Below are 22423 nucleotides of genomic sequence, written 5' to 3'. Positions count from 1 at the left end.
ACGTGGAGTTCCTCCAGCTCCACAACGCCAACGTCGACGAGGTGACCCCCGAGGTCGTCGATGTCCTCCGCGAGTTCAAAGAGGAGGGACGGGTCGACGCGCTGGGCTGGGCGCTGGGGCCCTCCATCGGCTGGCTGGCGGAGGGCGACGCGACCGTCGAGATGGACGTCTTCGACGCGGTCCAGACCGTCTTCAACCTCTTCGAGCAGGAGCCGGGCGCGCACTTCATCGACACGATCCGCGAGACGGGCTCGGACACCTCCGTCATCGCGCGCGTCCCGCACTCCTCGGGCCTGCTGAACGAGCAGGTGACGCCGGAGACGGAGCTGGCAGACGACGACCACCGCTCGCACCGGCCGGCCGAGTGGTACGAGACCGGCTGGGAGAAGGTCGAGGCGCTGCGGTTCCTCGAAGCAAGCGGCGAGCGCACGATGGGGCAGGCGGCCATCGCGTGGCTGCTCGCCCACGACGAGGTGGCGTCGGTCACCCCGACGTTCCGCACCCGCGAGGACATCGACGAGTGGGCGGCCGCCAGCGACGTGCCGCCGCTCACGGACGCGGAGTACGATCGCGTCCAGGATCTGTACGACGCGAACTTCGAGATCGACGGCGACGACGGGATGGACAGCCTTCGCTCCTCGGTCGACGGCGAGGACATCGAGGCCGCGGGGCTCGACAAGCGCGCGGCGACTTACTGAGCGCGGCCGATTTGCGGCCCGGTCATTCCCCGCCGCGCTCGGGGACGCGGCGGCGGGAGCGCCCCCCGATCCGACTCCTCCTCGACGGAAATGGCGAACAGGCAGCGTCGCTTCTCGATCCGGGACCGGGTCGCTGCGCGCCCGTCTCGTTCGGCCCCGGTCTGCGGTCAGGTCACGGGGCGGATGCCGCGGCATCCCTTTTGAACATCCGGACGGCGCTTGAGGAACGGGCCGCGCCCCGTCCGCCGCGGAACGCTGGACCCGGCCGGATCGGGCGAGCGGGCGGTGCCCCCTCGGTTCCGCTGGAAACCCGCCGACTGCGAGGCGTTCGCGGTCCGGACGTTCACGTTCACTCCGGTCGGTCGAGCCACCGCCTCGCGTCCCGGGAGCGGGGGAGAACCGTCGACCAGCGCCGCCGCTCGGCGACTGTCGCGGGCGGCTCGGGAGAAAACCCATCGTCACAAGGGGCTCAGTGGGGGTAACCCTTCGTCACCGCCGCCCGTTCGGTTCCACGGGCTCGGCGGTAAAAAGCGTCCTGTCCCGGGTCGACGGTGGCCTCCGGGCCGTTCCGCCGAGGATTGATACCGTTTGACACGAAACGCGACGTATGAGCGACGGGAACGCGGCCGGGACCGCGGCCGAGGGTGGGAACGCGGGCGAGGACGCTGGCGAACGCGTGTTCGCCCACCGGGGCTGCGCCGGGCAGTACCCCGAGAACACGGTGGCCGCGGTCCGGCAGGCGGCCCCGCACGTCGACGCGGTGGAGGTCGACGTGCGCCGGTGTGCGAGCGGCGAACTCGTCGTCCTCCACGACCCCGATGTGAGTCGGGTGACCGACGGAATCGGCTCCGTGGCGGAGATGCGCTACGCCGACCTCCGCGGGCTGGAGGTGCTCGACTCCGGCGAGCCGGTTCCGCGGCTGTCGGACCTGCTCGCGGCGGCCCCCGACGACCTGCTCGTCAACGTGGAGCTGAAGACCGCGGGGCTGGCCGACGCGGCGCTCCGCGCGGCGGACCGCGCCGCCAACCCGGTGCTGTTCTCCTCCTTCTCGACGACCGCGCTCCGGGAAGTTCGCGAGACGGACCCCGACGCGCGGCTCGCCGTGCTGTGTTCGAGCGACCCCGACGCGGCGCTCCGGACCGCGCGGGCGGTCGACGCCGAGGCGGTCCACCCCTCGCTCCGCCTCTGTACGGGAACGGGCGTCATCGCGGCCGCCCGCGAGGAGGGGTTGGCGGTCAACGGCTGGACCGTCGAGACCGCCGCGGACGCCGAGACGCTGCGCGCGGCGGGGGTGGACGGGCTGATCACCGACCGCTGGGACGTGGTCTGAGGGACAGACCGGCTCGACACCTCCGGGAACACCGGATGCACGCGCCACTACCGGCGGGGTTTTTGAGCGCGGGCGCGGAGACGGGGGCATGGAGCTGTTCGCCGTCCCCGACCTCCCCGAGATCAGGGCGGGCGACGACCTCGCGGCGATGGTCGAGGCGCGTGTCGACCTCCGCGAGGACGACGTGGTCTGCGTCGCCAGCACCGTCGTCTCGAAGGCCGAGGGGCGCGTCTTCGACCTCGACGACTTTCCCGCGAGCCCCCGCGCCCGAGAGGTCGCGGCCCGGCTGGCCGAGGCGACCGGCGAGGAGAAGGACCCCCGGTTCGCACAGGCCGTCATCGAGGAGTCGACGGAGCTGATCACGGAGGCGCCGTTCCTCCTCACGGCGACTCGGTTCGGCCACGTGACGGTGAACGCGGGCATCGACCGCTCGAACGTGCGCGACGGCGACCTGCTGTTGCTCCCCGAACGTCCGAGCGAGAGCGCGGAACGGCTCCGCGAGGGGCTGTCCGCGGACCGCGTCGTCGTCACGGACACCTCCGGACGCCCGTTCAGACACGGCCAGCGCGGCGTCGCGCTCGGCTGGGCGGGGATGCCCGCGAGCCGGGACTGGCGCGGCGAGCGCGACCGCGACGGGCGGGAGCTGGGCGTGACGGTCCAGAACGTGGTCGACGAACTGGCCGGCGCCGCGAACCTCGTCGCCGGCGAGGGGGACGATGGCACCCCGGTCGTCGTCGTTCGCGACTGGGCGTTCGGCGACCACGACGGCTCGGACGAGCACTACCGCGAGGTCGAGACCGACTTCGTGCGGCAGGCGCTCCGCGACTGGGAGTACGAGGACTGAGCGGGACGCGAGACTGATCACAATGTTCGGCATCGAACTCACCCCGGAACACGAGATGGACAGACTGACCGCGCTCGGCGAGCGCGCGGAGGCGGCGGGCTACGACGCCGTCTTCTCGACGTGTCACTACAACAACCGCGACCCGTGGGCGGTGCTCTCGCGGCTCGCGGCCGCGACGGACGAGGTCCGGATCGGCCCCGGCGTCGCCAACCCGGTCGAGACCCACCCCGTCACGCTCGCCTCGAAGCTGGCGACGCTCGACGAAGTTTCGGGCGGACGCGCGGTGTTCGGAATCGGACCCGGCGACCCCTCCACGCTCTCGAACCTCGGCCTCGCGGACGAGCGCGGGCTCCGCCCCGTTCTGGAGGCGTTCAAGACGGCTCAGAAGCTGTGGGCCGGCGAGCGCATCGACCACGAGGGGACCTTCGAGGCGACCGACGCGGGGCTCAACTACGAACCCCCGCAGGGTGGGGACCTCCCGGTGTACGTCGGCGGCGAGGGGCCGCACATGTGCAAGATGGCGGCCAAGCACGCCGACGGCCTGCTGTTCAACGGCGCACATCCCAAGGACCTCCGATGGGCGCGCGAGCAGGTGGAAGACGGCCTCGCGGACCGGCCCGGCCATCGCGGCGCGTTCGATCTGGTGGCCTACGCGGCCGTCTCCGTCGCCGAGGACGGCGCCGCCGCCCGCGAGGCCGCCCGACCGCCGGTCGCATTCATCGCCGCGGGCGCGGCGCCGCCGGTGCTGGACAGACACGGGATCGACCGCGAGACGGCCGGGGAGATCGGTGACCGCATCAGCGCCGGCGAGTTCTCCGCGGCGTTCGAGGCGGTGACCCCCGCGATGGTCGACGCCTTCTGTCTGGCGGGGACGCCCGACGAGGTCCGCGAGCGCGGCGAAAAATTGGCCGAATACGCGGACGGAATCGTCGTCGGCGCGCCGCTCGGTCCTGATCTGGAGGCGGGCGTGGATCTGGCGGCCGACGCGCTCGGTGACGTGTTCTGAGGCGGTGCTGTCGGCGGCGGCTGCCCCCTCTACGCGCCGGTGTCCGCGTCTTCGGCAGCGTCCGCCTCGGGCGGGTAAAAGGGCTCGGGGTCCTCGTGGTGGAAGACGACGCGCTCGTCGTCGGTGAGCGGGCGGACGTAGGTGTTGGTCTCGCCGTCCTCGCGGGCGGCCTCCAGCCACGCCTCGGCCTCCTCGCGCACGTAGAACAGCGGGAGCATGACGGCGAGGCCGGCGTCGGTGTCGCGCATGACGAGGACGAGGAACGTCACGTCGCCCGCGGCCGCGCGGTACGTCTCGTACTCGTCGAAGGCGTGGTCGTCGACCGTCTCGCGGAGCGCGTCGAACTGTGTGCCGGGGACGAGCGCGTCGAGGCCGACGCGGTCGCGGTCGGCGTTCGGGCGCGTGGAGGGGAGCGGTGTCACGTCGCCCACGTCGAGCGTCGTCACGTCCCAGCCCGCCTCGCGGTACTCCTCGGCGGTCGCTTCGAGGTCCGCCTCGACGCGGTCCCAGAGGCTCGCGAAGCGGTCCCGCGAGCCGGTCGGCGCCTCGGCGTCCGCGGCGCTCTCGGCGGCGCCTCGTTCGTCGGCGGCGTCGTCGGTCATACCCGTTTCGGGGCGTTCGCGGTGCAAAAGGGTTCGGTTGGGTGCTCGCGACGGACAGAAACGCTTACTCCGGGAGCCGAACCACCGGGGAACGATGACCGACCCCTTCTTCGACCGCCTCGCCGAGCGCGTCGCCGCGGCCGACAGCGTCGTCTCGGTCGGCCTCGACCCCGACCCGTCCCGAATCCCCGAGTTCCTGTCCGACGCCGACCTGCCGCGGTGGGCGTTCAACCGCCGGATCATCGACGCGACCCACGAACACGCCGCCTGCTACAAGCCCAACGCCGCCTTCTACGAGGACCCTGACGGCTGGCGCGCGCTCCGCGAGACGATCGCGTACGCGGAGGGGAAGGGGGTTCCCGTCCTGCTCGACGCCAAGCGCGCCGACATCGGTAACACGACGCGGCAGTACGCCGAACTGCTGGACCGCGCGGACGCCATCACCGTCAACCCCTACATGGGACGCGACTCGCTTCAGCCGTTCCTCGACCGCGCTGACGCGGGCGTGTTCGTGCTCTGCCGGACCTCGAACCCCGGCGGCGCGGATCTCCAGGACCTCGAACTCGCCTCCGGCGAGCCCCTCTACGAGCGCGTCGCCTCGCTGGCGGACCTGTGGAACGAGCGGGGCAACGTCGGCCTCGTCGTCGGCGCCACCACGCCCGACGAGCTCGCCGAGGTCCGTGAGACGGTTCCGGACCTGCCGTTTCTGGTCCCCGGCGTCGGCGCGCAGGGCGGCGACGCGGAGGCCGCGGTCGAGCACGGCCTCGCGCCGCGCGAGGGCCAGGACGTCGACGTCGGCCTCGTCAACTCCTCGCGCGGGATCATCTTCGCCGGCGAGGACGCGGCCGCGAGCGCCGGCCGGGACGAGGAGGCGGCCTACTTCCGCGCCGCCGGCGACGCCGCGAAGCGGCTGAAGCGCCGGCTGAATCAGTACAGATAAGTCGGCCCTGCACCCGTCTCACGACCTCTTCGGACCCCTTTTTGTCCTCCGCGGACGACGCTCGCGCATGCGTCAGTTCCTCGTCATCGGCCACGACGCCCCCACGACTCCCGACTTCGCGCTGGACGACCTCGCGGGCGCGGCCGGCCGGCTGGACCTTTTGTGTCGGTGCGTCAACTCCGCGGTGTTCCTCTCGCACGGCATCCGCGAGGACGTGCGCGTCCACCTCGTCCTCGCGGACGAGTTCACCGTCCGCTTCGAGGGGGGCGAGCTCAGACACCTCCACCCCGACGAGCGAAACATCGCCGCGCGCGTCCGCGGCGCGCTGGAGGAGCGCGACGGCGCCATCGGCCACATGCCAGCCGACGTTTCGCCCGGCGTCGAGCTGTATCGAATGGGCGTCGCGGAGACGCTGGAGACGGCCGCGAGCGAGGGGACCGTCGTCCAGCTCCACGAGGACGGCGACCCCCTCGTCGACGCCGAACCGCCCGCGGACCCGATCTTCGTCCTCTCGGACCACCACGACTTCTCGAACGCTGAGGCGGACCTGCTCGCGGAGGCCGCCGAGCGTCGGGTCCGCGTCGGCCCCGAGCTGCTCCACGCCGACCACGCGATCACCGTCGCGCACAACTGGCTGGACACCGACGGCTACACCAGCTACTGAGGATGGAGAACCGGAGCGACGAGGACACGGGCGACGCGACCGCTGCCGACCACACGAGCGACGGCGACCGGACCGCGGACCGCCGAACCACGGAGCCTCCGGCCGCGGACCCGCGCTTTTCTGTGCCCCTCCGCGGCGTCGCGGTCGATCCCGAGACGCGATGTGCCCACTGGGAGGACCCCGTGGACGTGGTGGCGCTCCGGTTCGGCTGCTGTGAGGCCTTCTACCCCTGCGACCGCTGCCACGACGCGGTCGCTGACCATCCCGCCGAGCCGTGGCCTCGCGACCGCTTCTCGGAGCCGGCGGTGCTGTGCGGCGTCTGCGGCGAGACCATGACGCCGCCGGAGTACTTCGCCTGCGAGGACTTCTGTCCCGACTGCGGCGCCGCGTTCAACCCCGGCTGTCGCGCCCACCGCGACCGCTACTTCGAAGTCGGGATCGACGAGTCAAACCGCGAGTGAAACCGCGGGCGGGCGCCGCGGCGAGCGTGGGAGATCCTGTCGCGGAGTTCTCGGTTTCGGAAGGGTTAAAGGAACGTGCGCCGTCACTCAGAGTGCGGGCCGGTGGGGTAGCTTGGTATCCTTCGGCCTTCGGGTGGCCGTAACCACGATTCAAATTCGTGCCGGCCCACTTCCCGCATTTCTACACTCCCCACCAGCAGGTCCGTCCCATCCACAACCGACAGAACCGTCAGCGCCCGCCTTACTCCCCGAACCGGAACACTGCGTACCCGATCGCGGCCGCGATCAGGAGGACGCCGACCGCGGCGAGGGCCATCGTCTCCGTGCCGACCGCGGCGGTCGCGGCTTCCGTGTGCTCGTGTCCCTCGTGTAGGAGGACGTTCATGGCCGATCTACCGACCGCGGCGTACAAGCGTCCTTCGAACGGTCCCGCCGCGTTTTATGTCCGGCGCGGTCGGAGCGGCGCGTATGACCGACGAGTCCGCGACGGAGGAGGTGGCGTGGGAGACGACCGCGACCGGGATCGACTACGCGTGTCCCGGCTTCGACGTGCGCCGGGACGAGGTGCGGTTCCCGGACGGGACCGACGCAGAGTACCACTACGTCGACGAACCGCCCGCGGTCGTGATCCTCCCGTTCACGCCCGACGGCGACGCGGTCGTCATCGAGGAGTGGCGGCAGGCGGTCGGCCGCGTCAACCGCGGGCTGCCGGCCGGGGGCATGGAGCCGGAGGACGCGGGCGGCGGGAGCGGCGACGCTCCCTCGCTCGCGGATCTGAGGGCGGCGGCCGCCCGCGAACTCGCGGAGGAGACCGGCTACGAGGCCGAGGCGTTCGAGCACCTGATCACGGTCGAGCCCTCGAACGGCATCGCGAACTCCGTCCACCACCACTTCGTCGCGACCGGGTGTGAGCCGACCGCGGAGCAGGACTTGGACCACAACGAGTCGATCCGGGTGCGGACGGCCGACTACGACGACCTGCTTGCGGCGGTCGTCGACGGCGACTGCCGGGACGGGCGCACGGCGTTGGCGGTGACGCAGTACGAGCTGACGCGGAGATAAGGACGCGGAGATAAGGACGCGGTGGGACCGGTCGCAGGCGAATCGTTAACCATTCGCCGGCCCGAAGGGGGAGACATGAGTCGCTCCACTGCCGCCACCGGCCCCCTCCCCGCGCTGCTCGCGGTCGTGAGCAGCCTGGTGCTCGGGGCCGGGGGGCTCTTCTTCGGGTTCCTCCTCCTCAACGTCGCCGCGCTCGCCCTGATCCTCGCCGGGGTCGACATCTCGCCGACGCTCAACATCGTGCTCTCGCTGGCGTTCGTCCAGGGCGTCGGCTGCGTGCTGGTCGCGCTCGCGTACGTCCGCAATCGCGAACGCGTCAGCGCCCTCGTCAACGACCTGCTCGGAGACGGAGGGCCTGGGATCCCCTTCTCGGTCGGCTTCGCGTGGCCGAACCTGCGCGACGGCGCGGCCGCGGTCGGCGCGTACCTCGCCGCGTTCGTCGGCGGCCCCATGATCGCCGGGACGATCGCGGGGCTGCTCGCGCAGTCCATCGACGCGGAGACGGGACAGAACAGCGCCGTGGAGATCGGGCTCGAAAACCCCGAGCTGCTCCTCCTGATGATACCCGCCTCGATCCTGCTGGTCGGGCCGGGCGAGGAGCTGCTGTTCCGCGGCGTCGTCCAGGGACGGCTCCGCGAGGTGTTCGGGCCCGTCGCCTCCGTGGTGCTCGCGGGTACCGTCTTCGCCGGGCTCCACTGGTTCGCGCTCAGCGGCGGCGACCCCGCCGGAAACCTGCTGTCGCTGGGGGTGCTTCTGGTCCCGAGCTACGTCTTCGGCGCGAGCTACGAGTACACCGGCAACATCCTCGTGCCGAGTCTCGCTCACGGACTCTACAACGCGACGCTGTTCACGCTGCTATACGTCCTGATCGTGTCCGGAGTGATGTGAACGAACGTTCAGGCGCTTTCGCCCGATCGGCTGTCACTCCCCGATGAGTTCGGTCGCGGCATCCCGTATCCGGGGTGCGGTCGCGCTGCCGACCTGATAAATCGCTTCCAGTTCCTCGAGTGAGGCGTCCGCGATGTCCTTCGGCGTCCGGTATCCCGCTTCCCAGAGGAAGTACGCCTGCACGCCGCTGACGGTCTCGATGTCGCCGACGGTCGGGCCGAAGATCGCCCGGAGCGTGGGTGCGGCCTCCGAGGGTGGAACCCCGGCGGCGGCGAGCGGGGCGAGCGCGCTGTCGAACTCGGCGGCCGACACGCCCGTCTGCGCGGCGAGCCGTTCCTCCGTCGGTGGAACCTGTCCGATCAGCTCGCGAGCTCCCTCGATGGCGACCGCGGCCACGCCCTCGGACAGGTCGCTCGTAGCGGCGAGATCTGTCGGGCGCAGCTCCGCGAGCTCCGACAGCGACGAGACGTCGGCCGCGGCGAGCCGGGCGGATCGGTCCGGTCCGATCCCCGGGATCTCCTCGAAGCGATTCGCGGCGCCGTCCCGCTCCGGGGATCCGGCCGACTCCTCTTCCTCGGGCCGCTCCGGTGGCGTCTCCGTCTCGGAGGTTGCATCCGAGGCGGCGCCCGCCGGCCCGGCACGCCCGGTCTCTGCCCCGTCGTCGTCGCTCGCGATGCCGTCCGGAAGCGACGGGAGCGACTGTACCGTCAGATCGTCTTCCGTGATCGAGCCGACCGGGGGCCGGTCGGCTACGTCGAGCACTCGGGAGACGTTCCGCTCCTGGACGTAACTCGTGGTCAGGTACGACCGGACCGCCTCGCTCTCGGCGGGAGAGAGGTGACCGTTCGCCGGGAGGTCGCTGAGTATCGCGTCGACGTCCCGCTCCCGGGGAAACCACGCGTCGCCCATCGCCACGAGGGCCGGGACGATCGGGTCGGGAACCGTCTCACGCTCCGAGTACCCGAGCTCGTCGGTCAGCAGTATCACGCCGCGGTCGTCGAGGGAGAGCTGATAGCGCCCTCCGGGGAGCGAGACCTTCAGCTTGTACCGGTTCGTCGCGTCCCGAACCAGTCTCGTCGGCTCGTCCATCCTCCCGCACGTCTCGCCCCGGTCTGTTATGTCTATCTCCGCGGCGGCCGGGTACCTCACCCGTCAGACCGTCACGGTCGCGCCCAACTCCGGCGCGCTCGCGTCGTGGCCGTCCGTGGAGAGCCGTTCGGCGAAGCCGGGCGCGTCGTCGCCGTGGACGACCAGTACCTCCGCGCCGCGGTAGGGATCCAGGAACTTGCGGAGGCCGCCGCGGTCGGCGTGCGCGGAGAAGTCGTACGCCTCGACGCCCGCGCTCACCTGCATCACGCGGCCGTCGATCTCCGCGCTGCCGCTCTCCAGCAGGGACCGACCGGGCGTCCCCTCGACCTGATAGCCGGTCATCGTCACCGCGTTGACCGGGTTCGCGCGGACCGCGGGGACGTACGTCATCGCGGGCCCGCCCGAGAGCATCCCGCTCGTGGTGACGATGACGGCGGGTTGCTCGGCGATGCGCTCGCGCTGGCCGTCGCGGCCGTCCACGAACCGAGCGTGGGCGATCGCCCGCCGGAGGGCGTCGGGGTCGCGGACGAAATCCGGGTGGTTCTTGAGCATCCGCGCCACGTCGGTTCCCATCCCGTCGACGTAACAGGGGAGGTCGTGGGCCGCACAGACCAACAGCAGCTCCTGCGTGCGCCCGATGGCGAACGCGGGCGCGACGACGGTGCCGCCCTCCCACAGCGTCGTCTCGACGCGGTCGACGAACCGGTCCTCGACGGTCGCCCGCGGCTCGTGGTCCACGTCCGCGTAGGTCGACTCGCAGACGACCGCGTCCGCGTTGGGTCGGGCGGTCGTCCCCGCGAGCAGGCGCTGGTCATCGGTGTGGAAGTCGCCGGCGTACAGCAGTCGCGTCTCGCCGTCGTCGACGAGCACGTGCGCGGAGCCGGGGATGTGGCCGGCGTCGTACAGCGTCACCTCGTAGCCGCCGTCCGCGATTCCGCCGCAGACCGGGAACGGCTCGCGGTAGCCGTGGCGGTGCTCGACCTCGCCGAGCCGTCGGACGTGCTCGGCGGTGAACGGGCAGGTCGGGCTGTTGCCGCGCAGCTTGAGCGTGTCGCGGGCGAGCGTGCGGGCGAGCTCCCCCGTCGGCGGCGTCCAGTGGATCGCGGGACGGCGCCGTCCCGACAGCAGCGCCGGCACGGAGCCGACGTGGTCGAGGTGGCCGTGCGAGACGACGACTGCCTCCGGCTCCGGGGTCCGCACCGGGTACTGCGGCGGCTCGGCGGCCAGCGTGCCAAAGTCGAGCAGCAGGCGGTCGTCGACGAGCACCGCGCTCCGGCCGACCTCGCGGGCGCCGCCGAGGAACTCCAACTCCATCGCCGGATCCTACCGGACGGGGGCGTTAGTGTCTGTCGAGTCCGCTCCTCGTGCGGTCATCCCCCGCCGTTGACCTTCCCGTCCACCAGCGCGGGGACCGGCCCGAGCAGCCACACCCACGCCGCCACGATCATCGCGCCGACGAACTCGGGGAGCGCGAGGCCGGTGGCCGGCCAGAGCCCCGCGCCCCACGTCACCCAGGCGAGGACGTGACCGGCCGCGAGCGCGAGGGAGAGGCGGCCGGTCGGCTCCTCGCGGCGAGCGGCGCCGTCGACCGCGACCGCGACCGTCGCGAGGAGGAAGAAGCCGACGGCGACGGGCGCGTGCGGGGCGGTCCCGCTCGGGAAGAGCCCCACGCCGGCCAGACAGAGCGTCCCGACGCCGAACGCGACGCCGACCGCACGGCCGCCGCGCTCCGAAAGCAGGTGCGCGTACGGGAGTCCGAGCAGGCCGCCGACGATGAGCGCGCCGTTGAACGCGAGCGCGCTCGGCGCGCGGACGCCCAGGTCCGAGAGCGCGTCGCCGGTCCACGAGAACGTCGGGTCGAGAAGGGTCGCCAGCAGGATCCCGCCGAGCGCGACGGCGGGAGAGGCGGCGCCAGCGGCGCGGCGTCGGCCACCGAAGCGGCGGAGGGGCACGATACGTGACCCTCTCGCGGTCGGGACAAAAGGATGCCGCCGACTTCCGCGGGGAGACAGGTTCCGGGGGAGAGAGCGGCCCTACCGCTGGGTCTCGTCCGCAACGAGGTACGTTTTGCCCCCGCGGCGCTCCAGATGGAGTTCGGCACCGCGGACGTCGTTCGCGCGGGCGCGCTCCGGGAGACGGTCGGCTTCGCAGTCGGTCACGTCGAGTCGTGCGCGGCCGGCGAACCGCGTTGAGGGGGTCGTTCGGGAGTCCATACCCCGAGATCCACCGCGTTGCTACCTATAACCGAGCCAAGGGCGGAGTGAAACTGAAAGTAAGGGAGGGCGTCGGGCCGTCGTCGCGACCGACGGTCGATCACCTACCGATTCACGCCGGCCGTTCCGTCGTCCTCCACGACGCGGACGGTGAAGGGGGTGTAGCCGCTGTAGGCGGTGTCGAGCGCGCCCATCCACCAGTTCCAGCGCTCGGGGAGGGTGGCGTCGTCGGGCGCGTCCGAGAGGTGTCGCAGCACGTCCGGAACGGTCAGCGCGTGGCCGCGGTCGCGCTTCGGCTTGCCGGAGTCCGCGAGGTCGCGCGCCTGTCGCGCCACCACGCGCCGCTCCGCCTCCGTACCGCCGAACTCCTCGGCCAGGGCGGTCTCCAGACGCTTCGCGTCCATGCTTCAGCTACGTGCCGCAGGTATATGAGTGTGAAGGACTATCACACGGTGCCGAAACACCCTACCACCTGTCGAGTCGACCCGTTGAGGGGTCTCGTGGCCGTCTTCGGAACCGCTTTCCCCTCGGCCGGTCACTTCTCGGGCATGAAGCTGTTCGGCTCCAGTGGCACACGGGGGGTCGCCATCTCGGACCTGTCTCCGACGTTCGCGTTGCGTGTCGCCAAGGCCGCCGGGACGGTGTGGGAGGCCGACCGCGTCGCGGTCGCCCGCGACACCAGAACCACGGGGGAACTGTTCGCCAACGCCGTCGCCTCGGGGCTCGCGGCGGTCGGCTGTGACGTGGACCGGATCGGCGTCGCGCCGACGCCCGCCGTGAGCCGGTACTGCGAGACGGAGGGGATCCCCTGCGTGCTCGTCACCGCCTCGCACAACCCGCCGGAGTTCAACGGGATCAAGCTCGTGGGCGACGACGGTGTGGAGCTCTCCGTCAGCGCGCTCGAACGCGTCGAGAACCACATCCTCGGTGAGGAGTACGACGAGGCGACGTGGGACGCGGTCGGCGAGGAGACGCGCGTCGAGGGCGTCACCGACGCCTACGTCGAGGAGGTCGTCGCGAGCGTCGACCGCGAGGCCATCGCCGAGGCGGACCTCACCGTCGCGGTCGACCCCGGTCACGGCGCGGGCGCGCTCACGAACCCCGAAATCTTCCGGCGGCTCGGCTGTGCGGTCGTCACCACGAACGCCCAGCCGGACGGGCACTTCCCCGGGCGGCTCCCTGAGCCGGTTCCGGAGCACCTCGACGACCTCCGCCGGCTGGTCCGGGCCGCCGACGCGGACGTGGGGATCGCCCACGACGGCGACGCGGATCGCGCGGTGTTCGTCGACGAGCGGGGCGAGTACGTCGAGGGCGACGCCTCCATCGCGGCACTGGCGAAGGCCGCCCTGGAGCCGGGTGACGCCACCGTCGCCGCCGTGAACGTCTCCCAGCGGCTCGTCGACGTCTGCGAGGCGGTCGGTGCGGACCTCGAGTTGACGCCCATCGGTGCGACGAGCATCATCACCCGGACCCGCGAACTGCAGGCCGCGGGCACGCGCGTCCCGATCGCGGGCGAGGGGAACGGCGGCGTCTTCTTCCCCGAGTACCGGCTCACGCGGGACGGCGCCTACATCGGCGCGAAGTTCCTCGAACTGCTCGCGGACGGCCGGACCGCGAGCGAGGTGGTCGCGCCGTTCGCTGACTACCACAACGTCCGCGAGAACGTCGGCTACGACGCGGAGTCGGAGTTGGACCGGATGCTCGACGCGGCCGCGGAGTACGCGATGAACGCCGACGCCGACCTCGACACGAAGGACGGCTACCGGCTCGACTACGGCGACGCGTGGGTGTTGGTGCGCCCCTCCGGCACCGAACCGAAGGTCCGGATCTACGCCGAGGCCCGGGACGCGGACCGCGCCCACGGCCTCGCCGCCGAGGCGCGCGAGCAGGTCGAAAACGCGAAGTAGCGCTTCTTCCTCGCGAGAAAAGTTCGGGACGGCCGCCTCGTCGGGGCGTCAGTAGTCGTCGGCGTCGGGGTCGTAGCGATCGCCGTACTCGCGGTCGGGGTCGACGGGAGCGCCGTCCTCCGTTTCGGGCGCGAGGTAGTCGATGAACGCCTCGACCTCGGGCTCGCGGACCGTCACCTCGACCGCGATGTCGCCGAGCTCGTCGGGGTTGCCCACCGCGAAGTTGACGACGCCCTCGTAGGCGGCCTGCTTCTTGAGCCGGAAGGAGAACCCGGTCTCGGTGGCGTTGTCGCGGAAGACCCGCCGCGCAGTGTCGAGGATCTCCTGTTCATGAAGCACGTCCGAGAAGGGGTCGAGGGTGTGTGCCTCCGCGACGAGCAGGCCGGACTCGTGGGTCAGGTTGGCCTCCGGGAAGACGTTGTGGACGGCGTCGGCCACGCGGTCGGTCACCTCCGTGTCGTTGACCGGCGCCTCGATCCGCACGTCGATGCTGTAGATCACTGCTTTCCCTCCGGTTTCTGCTCGTCGTCCACGACCCCGAGCACCTCGCGAACGCGCTCGCGGAACGAGGCGAGCGAGCCGGTGTTGTCGATCTCCACGTCCGCGGCGTCGAGGGTCTCGCCGAGGCCGAGTTCGAGTTCGCGTTCGTCCCGCTCGCGGAGGGCTTCGAGGTCCGAATCGGACTCGTCGCGCCCGCGCTCGTGGAGGCGCTCGGCGCGGAGGTCGAACGGGGCGCGGATCGCGACGAGCGTGAAGTCGTCGCCGAACGCCTCGCGGAAGCGCTCCGCCTCCACCATCGATCGGAGGCCGTCGACCAGCACCGCGTCGGCGTCCGCCTCGGCGACCGCCTCGCGGATCCGCGGGACCGTGCGGGCTGCGACCGCGTCCGCGCCCTCCTCCTCGCGGAGCGTCCCCGCCATCGCGCCGTGGTGCTCGGCGGGGTCGAGCCCCCGGCGACGGCACTCAGCCCGGATCACGTCGCCCATGACGACCACCGGGACCCCCTGCTCCTCCGCGACCGCCGCGGCCTCCCCCTTCCCGCTGCCGGGCAGGCCGACGGTGCCGATGACTCTCATCGGTCCCGCTACCCGCGTCGCGGACTTATGTCTGCTGTTGCGGGCCGCGCCGCGGGCGGTGGCGGCCGCGGACGCGTCGGCGGCGCGTCGCGAGCGTGCCGCCCGCGGCGGCGACCCGACCGCGTCGACCGCGGAACCTAACCGCTTTTTACCGGGCGGGGACAGACACCGGACGAGGGCACGTAGCTCAGCCAGGATAGAGCGTCGGACTTCTAATCCGATGGTCGAGGGTTCGAATCCCTCCGTGCTCGTTCGCACTCCTTGTGTTCCGAAGTCCCGCGCGGTTCCGCACCACGCTTCTCGAGCGCCGACCGCCGTCCGGCGCAGTCCTTATGTCCCTGCTACCCGCTTCCTCGCTATGAGCCACGCTCCCGCCCCCACCGTGGAGGAGGCGCTCCACACGACCCTCGACGCCCCCTTCGAGGACGTTGTCCCGTTCGTCCAACTCGAACACGAGCTGGCGGACTTCGAGACGGTGCAGGTGACCCGACTCGACGAGATGATCGCGGGTATGCTCGGCGACGAGGTCCCGCGGACCGCGCTGCTGGTGGTCTGTCACCCGCAGATCGCCCGCGACGCGCTCGCCATCGACCCGACGCTCGCGGGGCTGCTCCCCTGCACGACGGTCATCTACGAACGCGAGGCGGACGACCTGGTCCACGTCCACCACGTCTCCGCGACGAAGGCGATCCGCGACCTGGGCTGTGCGCCCGGCGACTGCGAGCCCGAGGTCGAGGCGCTGATCGACCTCACCGGCGAGCGCATGAGCGAGGTCTGGGCGAACATCGAGCGGCACGCGGAGTCCGCGACCCCGGCCGGCGAGTAGGCTTTTTTCGAACTCGACCTGCCCTACCACGTCTCCACGTAGCCGTCCCGCACGTCCTCAGCGCAGCCCTCGCAGTCGGGGTGGCCCGCCTCGAAGCATTCGGGGCGGCCGTCCGCGCCGACCGCGACCGTGCGCTTCTCGGCGTGGCGTCGGCAGACGATCCGCGCGTCGCCGGCCGCGTCCGCGGGGAGGTCGTACCGGTCCGCCCCCGACCGATCCGGCGGCCCCTCGCCGCCCTCCTGGCCCTCCGCGTACGCGCGCTTCGCCTCCTCGAACTGGCGCCCGGCCTTGCGGAGCTGCTGCCGGATGACGCGCCCGAGCCGGTCGTCCATGTGCGGTCGTTCGACGGCCGCGGACAAAGGTCCGTTGGCGCGACCGACCCTCGCTACCCGACCGTGCGAACGCCACCCACGCCACCGAGTTCCACCCGAAACGGAGCCCGCGGAGAGCCGACGGGCGTCTGACGGTGTCGGGTGTGAGGGCTGCTTCCGTGCGTTTCCACTTCCGCTCCGGTCGCGAAACCTTTTACGTGATTCCGCACCAACCACCGTGTGCCTCCCCTTGAAACACGACCGGAGGCAGTGAACCCCATGAGCGAACTGCGACAACACGCGGAAGAGATCGCGGAACAGTTTTCGGACCAGTTGGACGTCTCGCCGGACGAGGTCGAGGAGCGGCTGGAGAACCTCGTCACGGAGTACCGAGTGCCCGTCGACGAGGCGCGCCGCAGCGTCATCAACAGCTACCTCGACGACGCCGGCATGGAGCGCGAGGAGCTCGGCCGCGGCGGCAGCGAGGAGGTCCGGGTGAACGACATCGACGAGGACGAGCAGTGGGTCGACCTGCGCGTGGAGCTGGTGGAGCTGTGGGAGCCCCGCAGCGACGCCATCGCGCAGGTGGGCCTGCTCGGCGACGAGTCGGGCACCATCAAGTTCGTCTCCTTCGACACCTCCGAGCTCCCCGAGCTGGAGGAGGGACAGGCCTACGAGCTGACGAACGTCGTGACCGACGAGTACGAGGGTCGCTACTCCGTGAAGCTCAACCGGACGACCGGCATCACCGAGATCGACGAGGAGATCGAGGTCGGCGACAACGCCGAGACTGTCGAGGGCGCGCTCGTCGACATCCAGTCCGGCTCCGGCCTGATCAAGCGCTGCCCGGAGGAGGACTGCACGCGCGTCCTCCAGAACGGCCGCTGCAGCGAGCACGGCCAGGTGGAGGGTGAGTTCGACCTCCGCATCAAGGGCGTGCTCGACGACGGCGAGGAGGTCCACGAGGTCATCTTCGACCGCGAGGCCACCGAGGAGCTCACCGGCATGACGCTGGAGGAGGCCAAGGACATGGCGATGGACGCGCTCGACACCACCGTCGTCGCCGAGGACATGGCCGGCGACCTGCTGGGGCGCTACTACCGCGTCAGCGGCCCGACGCTGGGCCGCTACGTGCTGGTCAACGACGCCGAGGAGCCCGGTCAGATCGATGCCGAGGCTGCGCTGGTCAAAGCGAGGTCGATCTGAGATGAGCGGTAGCGCACCCACCCGCGAGGTCGCGCGGCGCGTCTTCGCCCGCGAGTTCAACGACGCCGGCTACACGTTCAAGGAGTCCGACGACGAGCGCGCGCCGGTCTACTCGCTGCTCCCGACCGGCGAGAGCGCGAACCGCGTCTTCTTCGTCGGCACGCTGACCGAGAAGGAGGACGTCGGGGACGACAGCGAGTACTGGCAGGGCCGGATCGTCGACCCCACCGGGACGTTCTTCGTCTACGCCGGCCAGTACCAGCCCGAGGCGGCCTCCACGCTCCGCGATCTCGAACCGCCCGCCTACGTCGCAGTCGTGGGCAAGCCCCGGACGTACGAGACGGACGACGGCTCGATCAACGTCTCCGTCCGCCCGGAGTCGATCACCGTGGTCGACGCGACCGTCCGCGACCGCTGGGTCGCCGAGGCGGCCGAGCGCACGCTCGAACGCGTCGCCCGGTTCGACGACGAGGGGAACGAGTACGCGCGGATGGCCGAGGAGGAGTACGACCTCGACCCCGAGACGTACAAGGCCGCGGCCCTGTCCGCGCTGGAGGAGTTGGCGAGTGAGGGGACGGAGTCGGACGCCGGCGACGCGACCGACTCGGCCGACGCCCCCGAGGCGTAACGCCCCGGATCGGCCGACGCGTCGCGCTCCGACGCCCGCCGTTCCCCCGCCGCACCGATTTTTCGCACACGCCTCCGCGCCGGAGCCGTGCGCCCGCCACGCCGGGTCGCCGAGCGACCGCGGTAGCGTCTGACAAACCATTAAGTGGAACGGGCTGAGATAGTCGCCCAATGGGCAACAAGAACAAGACCATCTCGTTCCGCGTCAACGAGGACGCGTTCGAGACCCTCCGCGACATCGCCGAGGAGCGGGATATCTCGCTGTCGGCCGTCTTCCGCGACTACGTGGACACGCTGGTTGCCCACGACGGGCGCGTCCGGGTCGTCCCCGAGGGCGAGTTGGAGGGCGACGACGAGACGGAGTCGTTCCCGCCGAAGGTCGAGGTCCCCAAGAGCTTCATCCGCGAGCACGAGCGGCTGGAACTGGAGGCGGACCACCTCCGCGAGCAGCTCGAGGAGCACAAGCGCTACGTCACCTACCTGCAGGAACAGCTCGACGAGGACGACGAGGACGTGATCCAGCTGGAGGAGCTCGACGGCGAGCCGGACGAGCCCTCGTTCCGACTGGGCTGACGCGGCCAATCGACCTCCTTCGCGGACCGCGAGCCGCCGGACCTACCCCGAGAGCGCCCGCTTCGCCTGCCGTGCCTTCTCGGCCATCTCCGCGTCGCCCTCCACGTCCGCGAGCGCCTCGACCGACTCGATGCGGCGGATCGCGGTGTCGAGGAAGGATCGCACGTCGCCGGTGTAGGCGTACACCATGTAGTCGTCGGTCATCACGTCGACGATGGCGTCGGGGCCGAGCCCCTGCGCGCGCAGCTCCAACAGGTAGGCGATGAACTTCCGCTCCGGACAGCCGCAGTAGGGGTTCTGGTCGCAGTCGCAGTCGAGGAAGTCCTCCGCGAAGTCCAGCACGCGGTCGCGCGTGGTGCTGTCGAGCTTGGAGAGCCCCTCGCCCGTGAACAGCAGGTCCAGCGTCGCGCCCGAGAACGCCCCCTTCGGGATGGAGGTCTCCAGCTGGGAGGCGAGCTGGCGGTGGTTCTTCACGTAGATCTTGTCCGTGATGGCCACAGTTGCCCGGACGTAGGCCGGTAGTAGATAAAAGCGCCGCGGTGGGTCGGCCGCGGCAAGGTCGGGGGCCGGCCCCGCAGACTCAGAGGAACTCGCGGACCTCGGAGTACCACATGTCGTGGTGGTCGACCGCGCCGACGCGCTCGGCGACGTCGACCGCGAGCGCGTGCCAGCACCGCTGGTCGGGGTCCTCGGCGTCGAGGTTGTAGGTGGCGTCCGCGCAGTCGCACTCGCCCTCCTCCACGACGTACTCGTCCTCGTGACCGACGACGACGGTGAAGTCGCGGTACTGCTTCACCCGCTCCTCGGCGACCGCCTCGATGGCGCGCTTCCCGCGGTCGCCGTGCGTGTCGACGATGGCGGCGGCTATCGGGCCGGTCAGCTCTCCGGCCGCCTCGAGCGCCTCGCGCCAGTCGTCGACTGGGTCCACGCTCTCCGCTTCTGCCGGGCGCTCCTAAATCCCGTCGGTGCGGTGGTCGGCATTCCCGAGGGGGCCTCCCGAGCGTCAGCCCTTTGGCCCGGGTTTCCGTAGCCGGAGGCATGTTCGACGGCCTCCGGGCGACCGTCCGCACGCGCGCCGCCGCGCTCCCCCGCGGGCTTCGGATCCTCCTCGGCATCTTCGGGATCCTGCTGTGGGTCCTCGGCGCGCAGTACCTCGCGGGCGACGCCGTCCGCGTCGCCGAGTGGGTCGGGGTCGGCGCGGGCGGTGGAACCGGTGGCGAGAGGACGCTCGTCGCGGTCTTCCTGATCGCCTTCGGCGTCGCGCTCGTCGCCCCGTTCGTTCTCCTGACGGACTGGGACGCGGGCGAGAGCGTCCGCAGCGCCGTCGCCATCCTCGGCATGATGGCGTGGTTCCTCGTCGCGGACGCGGTCGCGACGCCCCTCGGCGCGGTCGGCGTCCCGTACGGCGCCGCGGTCGCTACCGTCTTCCTCGCGCCGTTTCTGGTCCTGACGGCGCTCCGGTTCCGGGGCGTCGGCGGGGACACGGCGGAGTCCTGCGACCGGGGAGGATAACCGGCACCGGCGACCGGGGAGGATAACCGCCGCCCGCGGAGCGCGGCGCTTTTCACCCGCATCCGCCAACGTCGCCTCATGAACGTCGAGGAGGGCGGCGTGACCGTCGAGGTGCCCGAGTCACGCGACGGCGCCAGTGAGGGGACCGGCGAGGGCGTCTTCTTCAACCCGACCCAGGAGCTGAACCGGGACGTGACCGTGGCGGTCCTCCGGGCGTACGCCGACCGCGAACCGCGGGCCGCGTCGTACCTCGACGCGATGGCCGCCTCCGGGATCCGGGGCGTCCGCGCCGCCGCCGAGGGGTACGACGTCACCTGCGCGGACGTGGACCCCGACGCGGTCGAGCTGGCCCGCGAGAACCTCGCGCGCAACGACCTCGACGGCGAGGTCGTCCACCGGAACGTGAACGCCCTGATGCACGAGCGCGTCTTCGACGTGATCGACATCGACCCCTACGGGACGCCGATCCCCTTCGCCGACGCCGCGTTCGCGAACGGGCGGAACCTGGTCTGCGTCACCGCCACCGACACCGCGCCGCTCTGCGGCGCCCACCTCAACAGCGGGATCCGGAAGTATGGCGCCGTGCCGCGCAACACCGACTACCACCCCGAGATGGGGTTGCGGACCCTCCTCTCCGCGCTGGTCCGGACCGCGGCGCGCTACGATAAGGCGGCGCGACCGATCCTCTCGCACGTCTCCAGACACTACGCGCGCACCTACCTCGAGTTGGAGTCGGGCGCGCAGGCGGCGGACGGCCAGATCGAGAAATTGGGGTTCGTCCATCACTGCGAGGACTGTCTGGTCCGGGACCACGAGTTCGGGCTCATTCCTGATCCCCCTGAGACGTGTCCGAGTTGCGACTCCGATCGCGTGCTGACCGCCGGGCCGCTGTGGCTCGGCGCGGTTGCCGATCCCGAGTTCGCGCGGGCGACCCGGGAAGCGGTCACGGACGACATGGGCGAGGCGAAGCGGGCGCGCAAGCTGCTCGACGGCGTCGCGACCGAACTCGACACGCCGACCCACTACGACCAGCACCGCCTCTACAAGCAGTGGAGCGAGCCGGCCATCGGCATGGACGACTTTCTCGACCGCCTCCACGGTGCGGGCCACGAGGCGACGCGGGCGCACTACCACGGCACCGCGTTCAAGACGCCGGCGTCGGTCCCCGAGATCCGCGCCGCGGCGCTGGACGAGTAGCGTCGGCGGCCCGAGGAACCGCACGCTCCGACGACACCCGGCCGATTTTTCACCGCGTGCCGTGAACCGGTCGACGTGCGCGCCGAACTCGCCGCCATCGTGAGTACGGGCCGTCGGATCGTCGAGGTGACCGAACAGCAGCGCGTGACGTTTCTGGCGGCGGGCGTCGCCTACTACGCGTTCATCTCGCTGATCCCCGCATTGCTGCTTTTGGTCGCGCTGGCGAGCGCGCTGTTCGGGGAGTCGTTCGCGAGCGCGGTGCTCGAGATGACGAGCGGCTTCCTGACGCCCTCGGGCCAGGACGTGATCGAGAGCGCGCTCGCGTCCGCAGCGGGGCGCGGCGGGGCCACCGTGCTCGGCGCGGTCGTCCTGCTGTGGTCGACGCTGAAGGTGTTCCGCGGGCTCGATACGGCGTTTTTGCAGGTGTACGGCGTCGAGGAATCGGTTTCTTTCCTCGACCAGCTGCGGGACGCCGCGACCGTCGCGCTCAGCGTCGGCGTCGGGATGGCGGCGATGGTCGCGACCGGCACCGCCATCGCCGCGCTGGACGTGATCCCCGCGTTGCGCCTGCTGAGCATCGCGGTCCTTCCCGGCCTGTTGACGCTCGTGTTCCTGCCGATGTACTTCATCCTGCCCTACCCCGCCGTGACCCTGCGGGAAGCGCTGCCGGGCGCGGCGTTCGCGGCGGTCGGGTGGACCGCGCTGCAGGCGGGGTTTCAGCTCTACGCCGCGAGCGCGGGACAGTTTCAGGTGTACGGCGTCATCGGCGGCGTGCTGCTGCTCGTGACGTGGCTCTACCTCGCCGCCACCGTCGTCATCGTCGGCGCGGTCGTCAACGTGGTGCTGGCGGTCGGTCGGGAGCCTGGGTTCGAAAGCGAGCCGGTCGCGTCGCCGCTCGCGCCCGCGGGATCCGGCGACCGACACGCCCTTGACGGTCCCGGCCGACCCCCGATTATGAGCGAACGCAGCGAGGGCGGCGTCGGCGAGGGCGATGACGGGGAGCGCCCCCGCGGCGCGCCCGACGTCTCGGCGCTCGAGGCCGAGGTCGAACGGCTTCGGGCGGAGTTCGACGAGTTCGAGGACGACGTCGAGCGCCGCACCGTCGACCGGCCGCGGCTCGAGACGGAGCTGAAAGCCTACGTCCGCAAGCGGATGCGACGCGGCCACGCCCGCGGCTGGGGACCCTACCTCGTGCTGCTGTACGGCACGGTCCTGACGCTGGGCGCCTTCTACTGGATGGACGGGATCTACGCCATCGCGGCCATGCTCGTCCTCGGGCTCTCGACGCTCGGGCTCTACACCCTGTTCGTGATGGTCGGCGTCGGCCTGAACGCGCTGGAGACGCCCGGCAAGGCGCTCGACTACGTGCGGAACCGCGGGGAGGACTGATC

29 protein-coding genes and 2 tRNA genes are annotated in these 22423 nt (G+C 71.2%); 19 read left to right on the top strand and 12 right to left on the bottom strand.

Translation table 11 applies throughout. The features are described from left to right. The 4 genes from AN233_RS08040 to AN233_RS08025 all read left to right on the top strand — a co-directional run. The coding region (locus tag AN233_RS08040; RefSeq protein ID WP_245626035.1) for an aldo/keto reductase at positions 1–698 on the top strand (698 nt) is incomplete at its 5' end. 607 nt (positions 699–1305) lie between these two features. After that, the gene (locus AN233_RS08035; RefSeq protein WP_080508408.1) at positions 1306–2028 is read left to right on the top strand and encodes a glycerophosphodiester phosphodiesterase; all 723 of its coding nucleotides are present in this window, start codon (positions 1306–1308) and stop codon (positions 2026–2028) included. 88 nt (positions 2029–2116) lie between these two features. Beyond that, positions 2117–2872 carry a coenzyme F420-0:L-glutamate ligase gene (locus AN233_RS08030; protein WP_058366278.1) on the top strand — a complete coding sequence of 252 codons (756 nt, stop codon included), beginning with the start codon at positions 2117–2119 and terminating at the stop codon, positions 2870–2872. Between the two features lie 22 nt (positions 2873–2894). After that, on the top strand, positions 2895–3878 hold the full coding sequence (locus AN233_RS08025) for a 5,10-methylenetetrahydromethanopterin reductase (protein WP_058366277.1): 984 nt from the start codon (positions 2895–2897) through the stop codon (positions 3876–3878). 29 nt (positions 3879–3907) lie between these two features. Here the strand turns inward: AN233_RS08025 and AN233_RS08020 are convergent, their stop codons facing one another. Next, positions 3908–4480, bottom strand: a complete 573-nt coding sequence (locus AN233_RS08020; RefSeq protein WP_058366276.1) for a DUF7529 family protein — start codon at positions 4478–4480, stop codon at positions 3908–3910. 94 nt (positions 4481–4574) lie between these two features. Between AN233_RS08020 and pyrF the strand changes: the two genes are divergently transcribed. The 4 genes from pyrF to AN233_RS08000 all read left to right on the top strand — a co-directional run bounded on the left by pyrF (position 4575) and on the right by AN233_RS08000 (position 6714). Beyond that, a complete protein-coding gene (gene pyrF, locus AN233_RS08015) occupies positions 4575–5420 on the top strand; it encodes an orotidine-5'-phosphate decarboxylase (RefSeq protein ID WP_058366275.1) in 846 nt (281 codons plus the stop codon). Between the two features lie 67 nt (positions 5421–5487). Further along, entirely contained in the window at positions 5488–6084 is a 597-nt protein-coding gene (gene trmY / locus AN233_RS08010; RefSeq protein ID WP_058366274.1) for a tRNA (pseudouridine(54)-N(1))-methyltransferase TrmY, read from the top strand. Positions 6085–6086: 2 nt separating this feature from the next. Continuing rightward, positions 6087–6545 carry a CHY zinc finger protein gene (locus tag AN233_RS08005; protein ID WP_080508407.1) on the top strand — a complete coding sequence of 153 codons (459 nt, stop codon included), beginning with the start codon at positions 6087–6089 and terminating at the stop codon, positions 6543–6545. A 96-nt stretch (positions 6546–6641) separates the two neighbouring features. Then, positions 6642–6714: transfer RNA gene (locus AN233_RS08000), tRNA-Pro, on the top strand. 72 nt (positions 6715–6786) lie between these two features. Here AN233_RS08000 and AN233_RS17265 read toward each other — a convergent pair. Beyond that, positions 6787–6930, bottom strand: a complete 144-nt coding sequence (locus AN233_RS17265; protein ID WP_176696664.1) for a hypothetical protein — start codon at positions 6928–6930, stop codon at positions 6787–6789. An 83-nt stretch (positions 6931–7013) separates the two neighbouring features. Between AN233_RS17265 and AN233_RS07995 the strand changes: the two genes are divergently transcribed. Continuing rightward, positions 7014–7607, top strand: coding sequence for an NUDIX hydrolase (locus AN233_RS07995; RefSeq protein ID WP_058366273.1), 594 nt, complete (start codon positions 7014–7016; stop codon positions 7605–7607). Between the two features lie 75 nt (positions 7608–7682). After that, the gene (locus AN233_RS07990) at positions 7683–8495 is read left to right on the top strand and encodes a CPBP family intramembrane glutamic endopeptidase (protein ID WP_058366272.1); all 813 of its coding nucleotides are present in this window, start codon (positions 7683–7685) and stop codon (positions 8493–8495) included. Between the two features lie 33 nt (positions 8496–8528). Here the strand turns inward: AN233_RS07990 and AN233_RS07985 are convergent, their stop codons facing one another. The 5 genes from AN233_RS07985 to AN233_RS07965 all read right to left on the bottom strand — a co-directional run bounded on the left by AN233_RS07985 (position 8529) and on the right by AN233_RS07965 (position 12201). Then, positions 8529–9584, bottom strand: a complete 1056-nt coding sequence (locus AN233_RS07985; RefSeq protein ID WP_058366271.1) for a helix-hairpin-helix domain-containing protein — start codon at positions 9582–9584, stop codon at positions 8529–8531. A 63-nt stretch (positions 9585–9647) separates the two neighbouring features. Further along, positions 9648–10898, bottom strand: coding sequence for an MBL fold metallo-hydrolase (locus AN233_RS07980; RefSeq protein WP_058366270.1), 1251 nt, complete (start codon positions 10896–10898; stop codon positions 9648–9650). 56 nt (positions 10899–10954) lie between these two features. Further along, complete coding sequence (locus AN233_RS07975; RefSeq protein WP_080508406.1) at positions 10955–11536, bottom strand: DUF998 domain-containing protein; 582 nt, start codon at positions 11534–11536, stop codon at positions 10955–10957. Positions 11537–11617: 81 nt separating this feature from the next. Further along, complete coding sequence (locus AN233_RS07970) at positions 11618–11797, bottom strand: hypothetical protein (protein ID WP_058366268.1); 180 nt, start codon at positions 11795–11797, stop codon at positions 11618–11620. A gap of 104 nt (positions 11798–11901) precedes the next feature. Next, positions 11902–12201 (bottom strand): hypothetical protein, encoded by a 300-nt coding sequence (locus AN233_RS07965; RefSeq protein WP_058366267.1) that lies wholly within the window; start codon positions 12199–12201, stop codon positions 11902–11904. Positions 12202–12345: 144 nt separating this feature from the next. On the opposite strand from AN233_RS07965, the gene glmM reads away from it, so the two are divergent. Next, complete coding sequence (gene glmM / locus AN233_RS07960) at positions 12346–13704, top strand: phosphoglucosamine mutase (RefSeq protein WP_058366266.1); 1359 nt, start codon at positions 12346–12348, stop codon at positions 13702–13704. Between the two features lie 48 nt (positions 13705–13752). Here the strand turns inward: glmM and AN233_RS07955 are convergent, their stop codons facing one another. Both AN233_RS07955 and AN233_RS07950 read right to left on the bottom strand, forming a co-directional pair. Continuing rightward, positions 13753–14205 carry an RNA-binding domain-containing protein gene (locus AN233_RS07955; protein WP_058366265.1) on the bottom strand — a complete coding sequence of 151 codons (453 nt, stop codon included), beginning with the start codon at positions 14203–14205 and terminating at the stop codon, positions 13753–13755. Further along, positions 14202–14780, bottom strand: coding sequence for an AAA family ATPase (locus AN233_RS07950; RefSeq protein WP_058366264.1), 579 nt, complete (start codon positions 14778–14780; stop codon positions 14202–14204). The genes AN233_RS07955 and AN233_RS07950 overlap by 4 nt, the downstream gene beginning before the upstream one ends. Positions 14781–14956: 176 nt before the next feature. On the opposite strand from AN233_RS07950, the gene AN233_RS07945 reads away from it, so the two are divergent. Together AN233_RS07945 and AN233_RS07940 are read left to right on the top strand one after the other, a co-directional pair. Next, positions 14957–15031, top strand: a tRNA-Arg gene (locus AN233_RS07945). Positions 15032–15138: 107 nt separating this feature from the next. Continuing rightward, positions 15139–15606, top strand: coding sequence for a DUF302 domain-containing protein (locus tag AN233_RS07940; protein WP_058366263.1), 468 nt, complete (start codon positions 15139–15141; stop codon positions 15604–15606). Between the two features lie 23 nt (positions 15607–15629). Here the strand turns inward: AN233_RS07940 and AN233_RS07935 are convergent, their stop codons facing one another. Further along, the gene (locus AN233_RS07935) at positions 15630–15938 is read right to left on the bottom strand and encodes a DUF7091 family protein (RefSeq protein ID WP_058366262.1); all 309 of its coding nucleotides are present in this window, start codon (positions 15936–15938) and stop codon (positions 15630–15632) included. A 258-nt stretch (positions 15939–16196) separates the two neighbouring features. Between AN233_RS07935 and AN233_RS07930 the strand changes: the two genes are divergently transcribed. From AN233_RS07930 to AN233_RS07920, 3 genes are all read left to right on the top strand, one after another. Next, positions 16197–17123 (top strand): replication factor A, encoded by a 927-nt coding sequence (locus tag AN233_RS07930; protein ID WP_058366261.1) that lies wholly within the window; start codon positions 16197–16199, stop codon positions 17121–17123. A gap of 1 nt (position 17124) precedes the next feature. Beyond that, entirely contained in the window at positions 17125–17751 is a 627-nt protein-coding gene (locus AN233_RS07925) for an RPA family protein (protein WP_058366260.1), read from the top strand. Between the two features lie 170 nt (positions 17752–17921). Further along, a complete protein-coding gene (locus AN233_RS07920; RefSeq protein ID WP_058366259.1) occupies positions 17922–18323 on the top strand; it encodes a CopG family transcriptional regulator in 402 nt (133 codons plus the stop codon). Positions 18324–18365: 42 nt separating this feature from the next. Here the strand turns inward: AN233_RS07920 and AN233_RS07915 are convergent, their stop codons facing one another. Beyond that, positions 18366–18821 carry a DUF5814 domain-containing protein gene (locus tag AN233_RS07915; protein WP_058366258.1) on the bottom strand — a complete coding sequence of 152 codons (456 nt, stop codon included), beginning with the start codon at positions 18819–18821 and terminating at the stop codon, positions 18366–18368. A gap of 82 nt (positions 18822–18903) precedes the next feature. Beyond that, complete coding sequence (locus AN233_RS07910) at positions 18904–19251, bottom strand: hypothetical protein (RefSeq protein WP_058366257.1); 348 nt, start codon at positions 19249–19251, stop codon at positions 18904–18906. A 110-nt stretch (positions 19252–19361) separates the two neighbouring features. Here AN233_RS07910 and AN233_RS07905 point away from each other — a divergent pair, with 110 nt between their 5' ends. The 3 genes from AN233_RS07905 (at position 19362) to AN233_RS07895 (ending at position 22421) form a co-directional block, all read left to right on the top strand. Next, positions 19362–19835 carry a hypothetical protein gene (locus AN233_RS07905; protein WP_058366256.1) on the top strand — a complete coding sequence of 158 codons (474 nt, stop codon included), beginning with the start codon at positions 19362–19364 and terminating at the stop codon, positions 19833–19835. 78 nt (positions 19836–19913) lie between these two features. Beyond that, the gene (locus AN233_RS07900) at positions 19914–21032 is read left to right on the top strand and encodes a tRNA (guanine(26)-N(2))-dimethyltransferase (RefSeq protein ID WP_058366255.1); all 1119 of its coding nucleotides are present in this window, start codon (positions 19914–19916) and stop codon (positions 21030–21032) included. A 75-nt stretch (positions 21033–21107) separates the two neighbouring features. Further along, entirely contained in the window at positions 21108–22421 is a 1314-nt protein-coding gene (locus AN233_RS07895; protein WP_058366254.1) for a YihY/virulence factor BrkB family protein, read from the top strand. Positions 22422–22423: the final 2 nt, after the last annotated feature.

It is taken from the genome of Haloparvum sedimenti, from assembly GCF_001462205.1.
GTDB lineage: Archaea > Halobacteriota > Halobacteria > Halobacteriales > Haloferacaceae > Haloparvum > Haloparvum sedimenti.
The sequence above is the reverse complement of the archived record's forward strand: the minus strand, read 5'-3'. Positions and strand labels throughout refer to the sequence as shown.

Coding starts and splice junctions, on each gene's coding strand:
- AN233_RS17265 (WP_176696664.1), bottom strand. CDS start 6,930: ATGAACGTCCTCCTACACGAGGGACACGAGCACACGGAAGCCGCGACC.
- AN233_RS07990 (WP_058366272.1), top strand. CDS start 7,683: ATGAGTCGCTCCACTGCCGCCACCGGCCCCCTCCCCGCGCTGCTCGCG.
- glmM (WP_058366266.1), top strand. CDS start 12,346: ATGAAGCTGTTCGGCTCCAGTGGCACACGGGGGGTCGCCATCTCGGAC.
- AN233_RS07925 (WP_058366260.1), top strand. CDS start 17,125: ATGAGCGGTAGCGCACCCACCCGCGAGGTCGCGCGGCGCGTCTTCGCC.
- AN233_RS08035 (WP_080508408.1), top strand. CDS start 1,306: ATGAGCGACGGGAACGCGGCCGGGACCGCGGCCGAGGGTGGGAACGCG.
- AN233_RS07930 (WP_058366261.1), top strand. CDS start 16,197: ATGAGCGAACTGCGACAACACGCGGAAGAGATCGCGGAACAGTTTTCG.
- AN233_RS08025 (WP_058366277.1), top strand. CDS start 2,895: ATGTTCGGCATCGAACTCACCCCGGAACACGAGATGGACAGACTGACC.
- AN233_RS07965 (WP_058366267.1), bottom strand. CDS start 12,201: ATGGACGCGAAGCGTCTGGAGACCGCCCTGGCCGAGGAGTTCGGCGGT.
- AN233_RS07940 (WP_058366263.1), top strand. CDS start 15,139: ATGAGCCACGCTCCCGCCCCCACCGTGGAGGAGGCGCTCCACACGACC.
- AN233_RS07985 (WP_058366271.1), bottom strand. CDS start 9,584: ATGGACGAGCCGACGAGACTGGTTCGGGACGCGACGAACCGGTACAAG.
- AN233_RS08020 (WP_058366276.1), bottom strand. CDS start 4,480: ATGACCGACGACGCCGCCGACGAACGAGGCGCCGCCGAGAGCGCCGCG.
- AN233_RS08030 (WP_058366278.1), top strand. CDS start 2,117: ATGGAGCTGTTCGCCGTCCCCGACCTCCCCGAGATCAGGGCGGGCGAC.
- AN233_RS07970 (WP_058366268.1), bottom strand. CDS start 11,797: ATGGACTCCCGAACGACCCCCTCAACGCGGTTCGCCGGCCGCGCACGA.
- AN233_RS07935 (WP_058366262.1), bottom strand. CDS start 15,938: ATGGACGACCGGCTCGGGCGCGTCATCCGGCAGCAGCTCCGCAAGGCC.
- AN233_RS07905 (WP_058366256.1), top strand. CDS start 19,362: ATGTTCGACGGCCTCCGGGCGACCGTCCGCACGCGCGCCGCCGCGCTC.
- AN233_RS07980 (WP_058366270.1), bottom strand. CDS start 10,898: ATGGAGTTGGAGTTCCTCGGCGGCGCCCGCGAGGTCGGCCGGAGCGCG.
- trmY (WP_058366274.1), top strand. CDS start 5,488: ATGCGTCAGTTCCTCGTCATCGGCCACGACGCCCCCACGACTCCCGAC.
- AN233_RS07900 (WP_058366255.1), top strand. CDS start 19,914: ATGAACGTCGAGGAGGGCGGCGTGACCGTCGAGGTGCCCGAGTCACGC.
- AN233_RS07950 (WP_058366264.1), bottom strand. CDS start 14,780: ATGAGAGTCATCGGCACCGTCGGCCTGCCCGGCAGCGGGAAGGGGGAG.
- pyrF (WP_058366275.1), top strand. CDS start 4,575: ATGACCGACCCCTTCTTCGACCGCCTCGCCGAGCGCGTCGCCGCGGCC.
- AN233_RS08005 (WP_080508407.1), top strand. CDS start 6,087: ATGGAGAACCGGAGCGACGAGGACACGGGCGACGCGACCGCTGCCGAC.
- AN233_RS07920 (WP_058366259.1), top strand. CDS start 17,922: ATGGGCAACAAGAACAAGACCATCTCGTTCCGCGTCAACGAGGACGCG.
- AN233_RS07995 (WP_058366273.1), top strand. CDS start 7,014: ATGACCGACGAGTCCGCGACGGAGGAGGTGGCGTGGGAGACGACCGCG.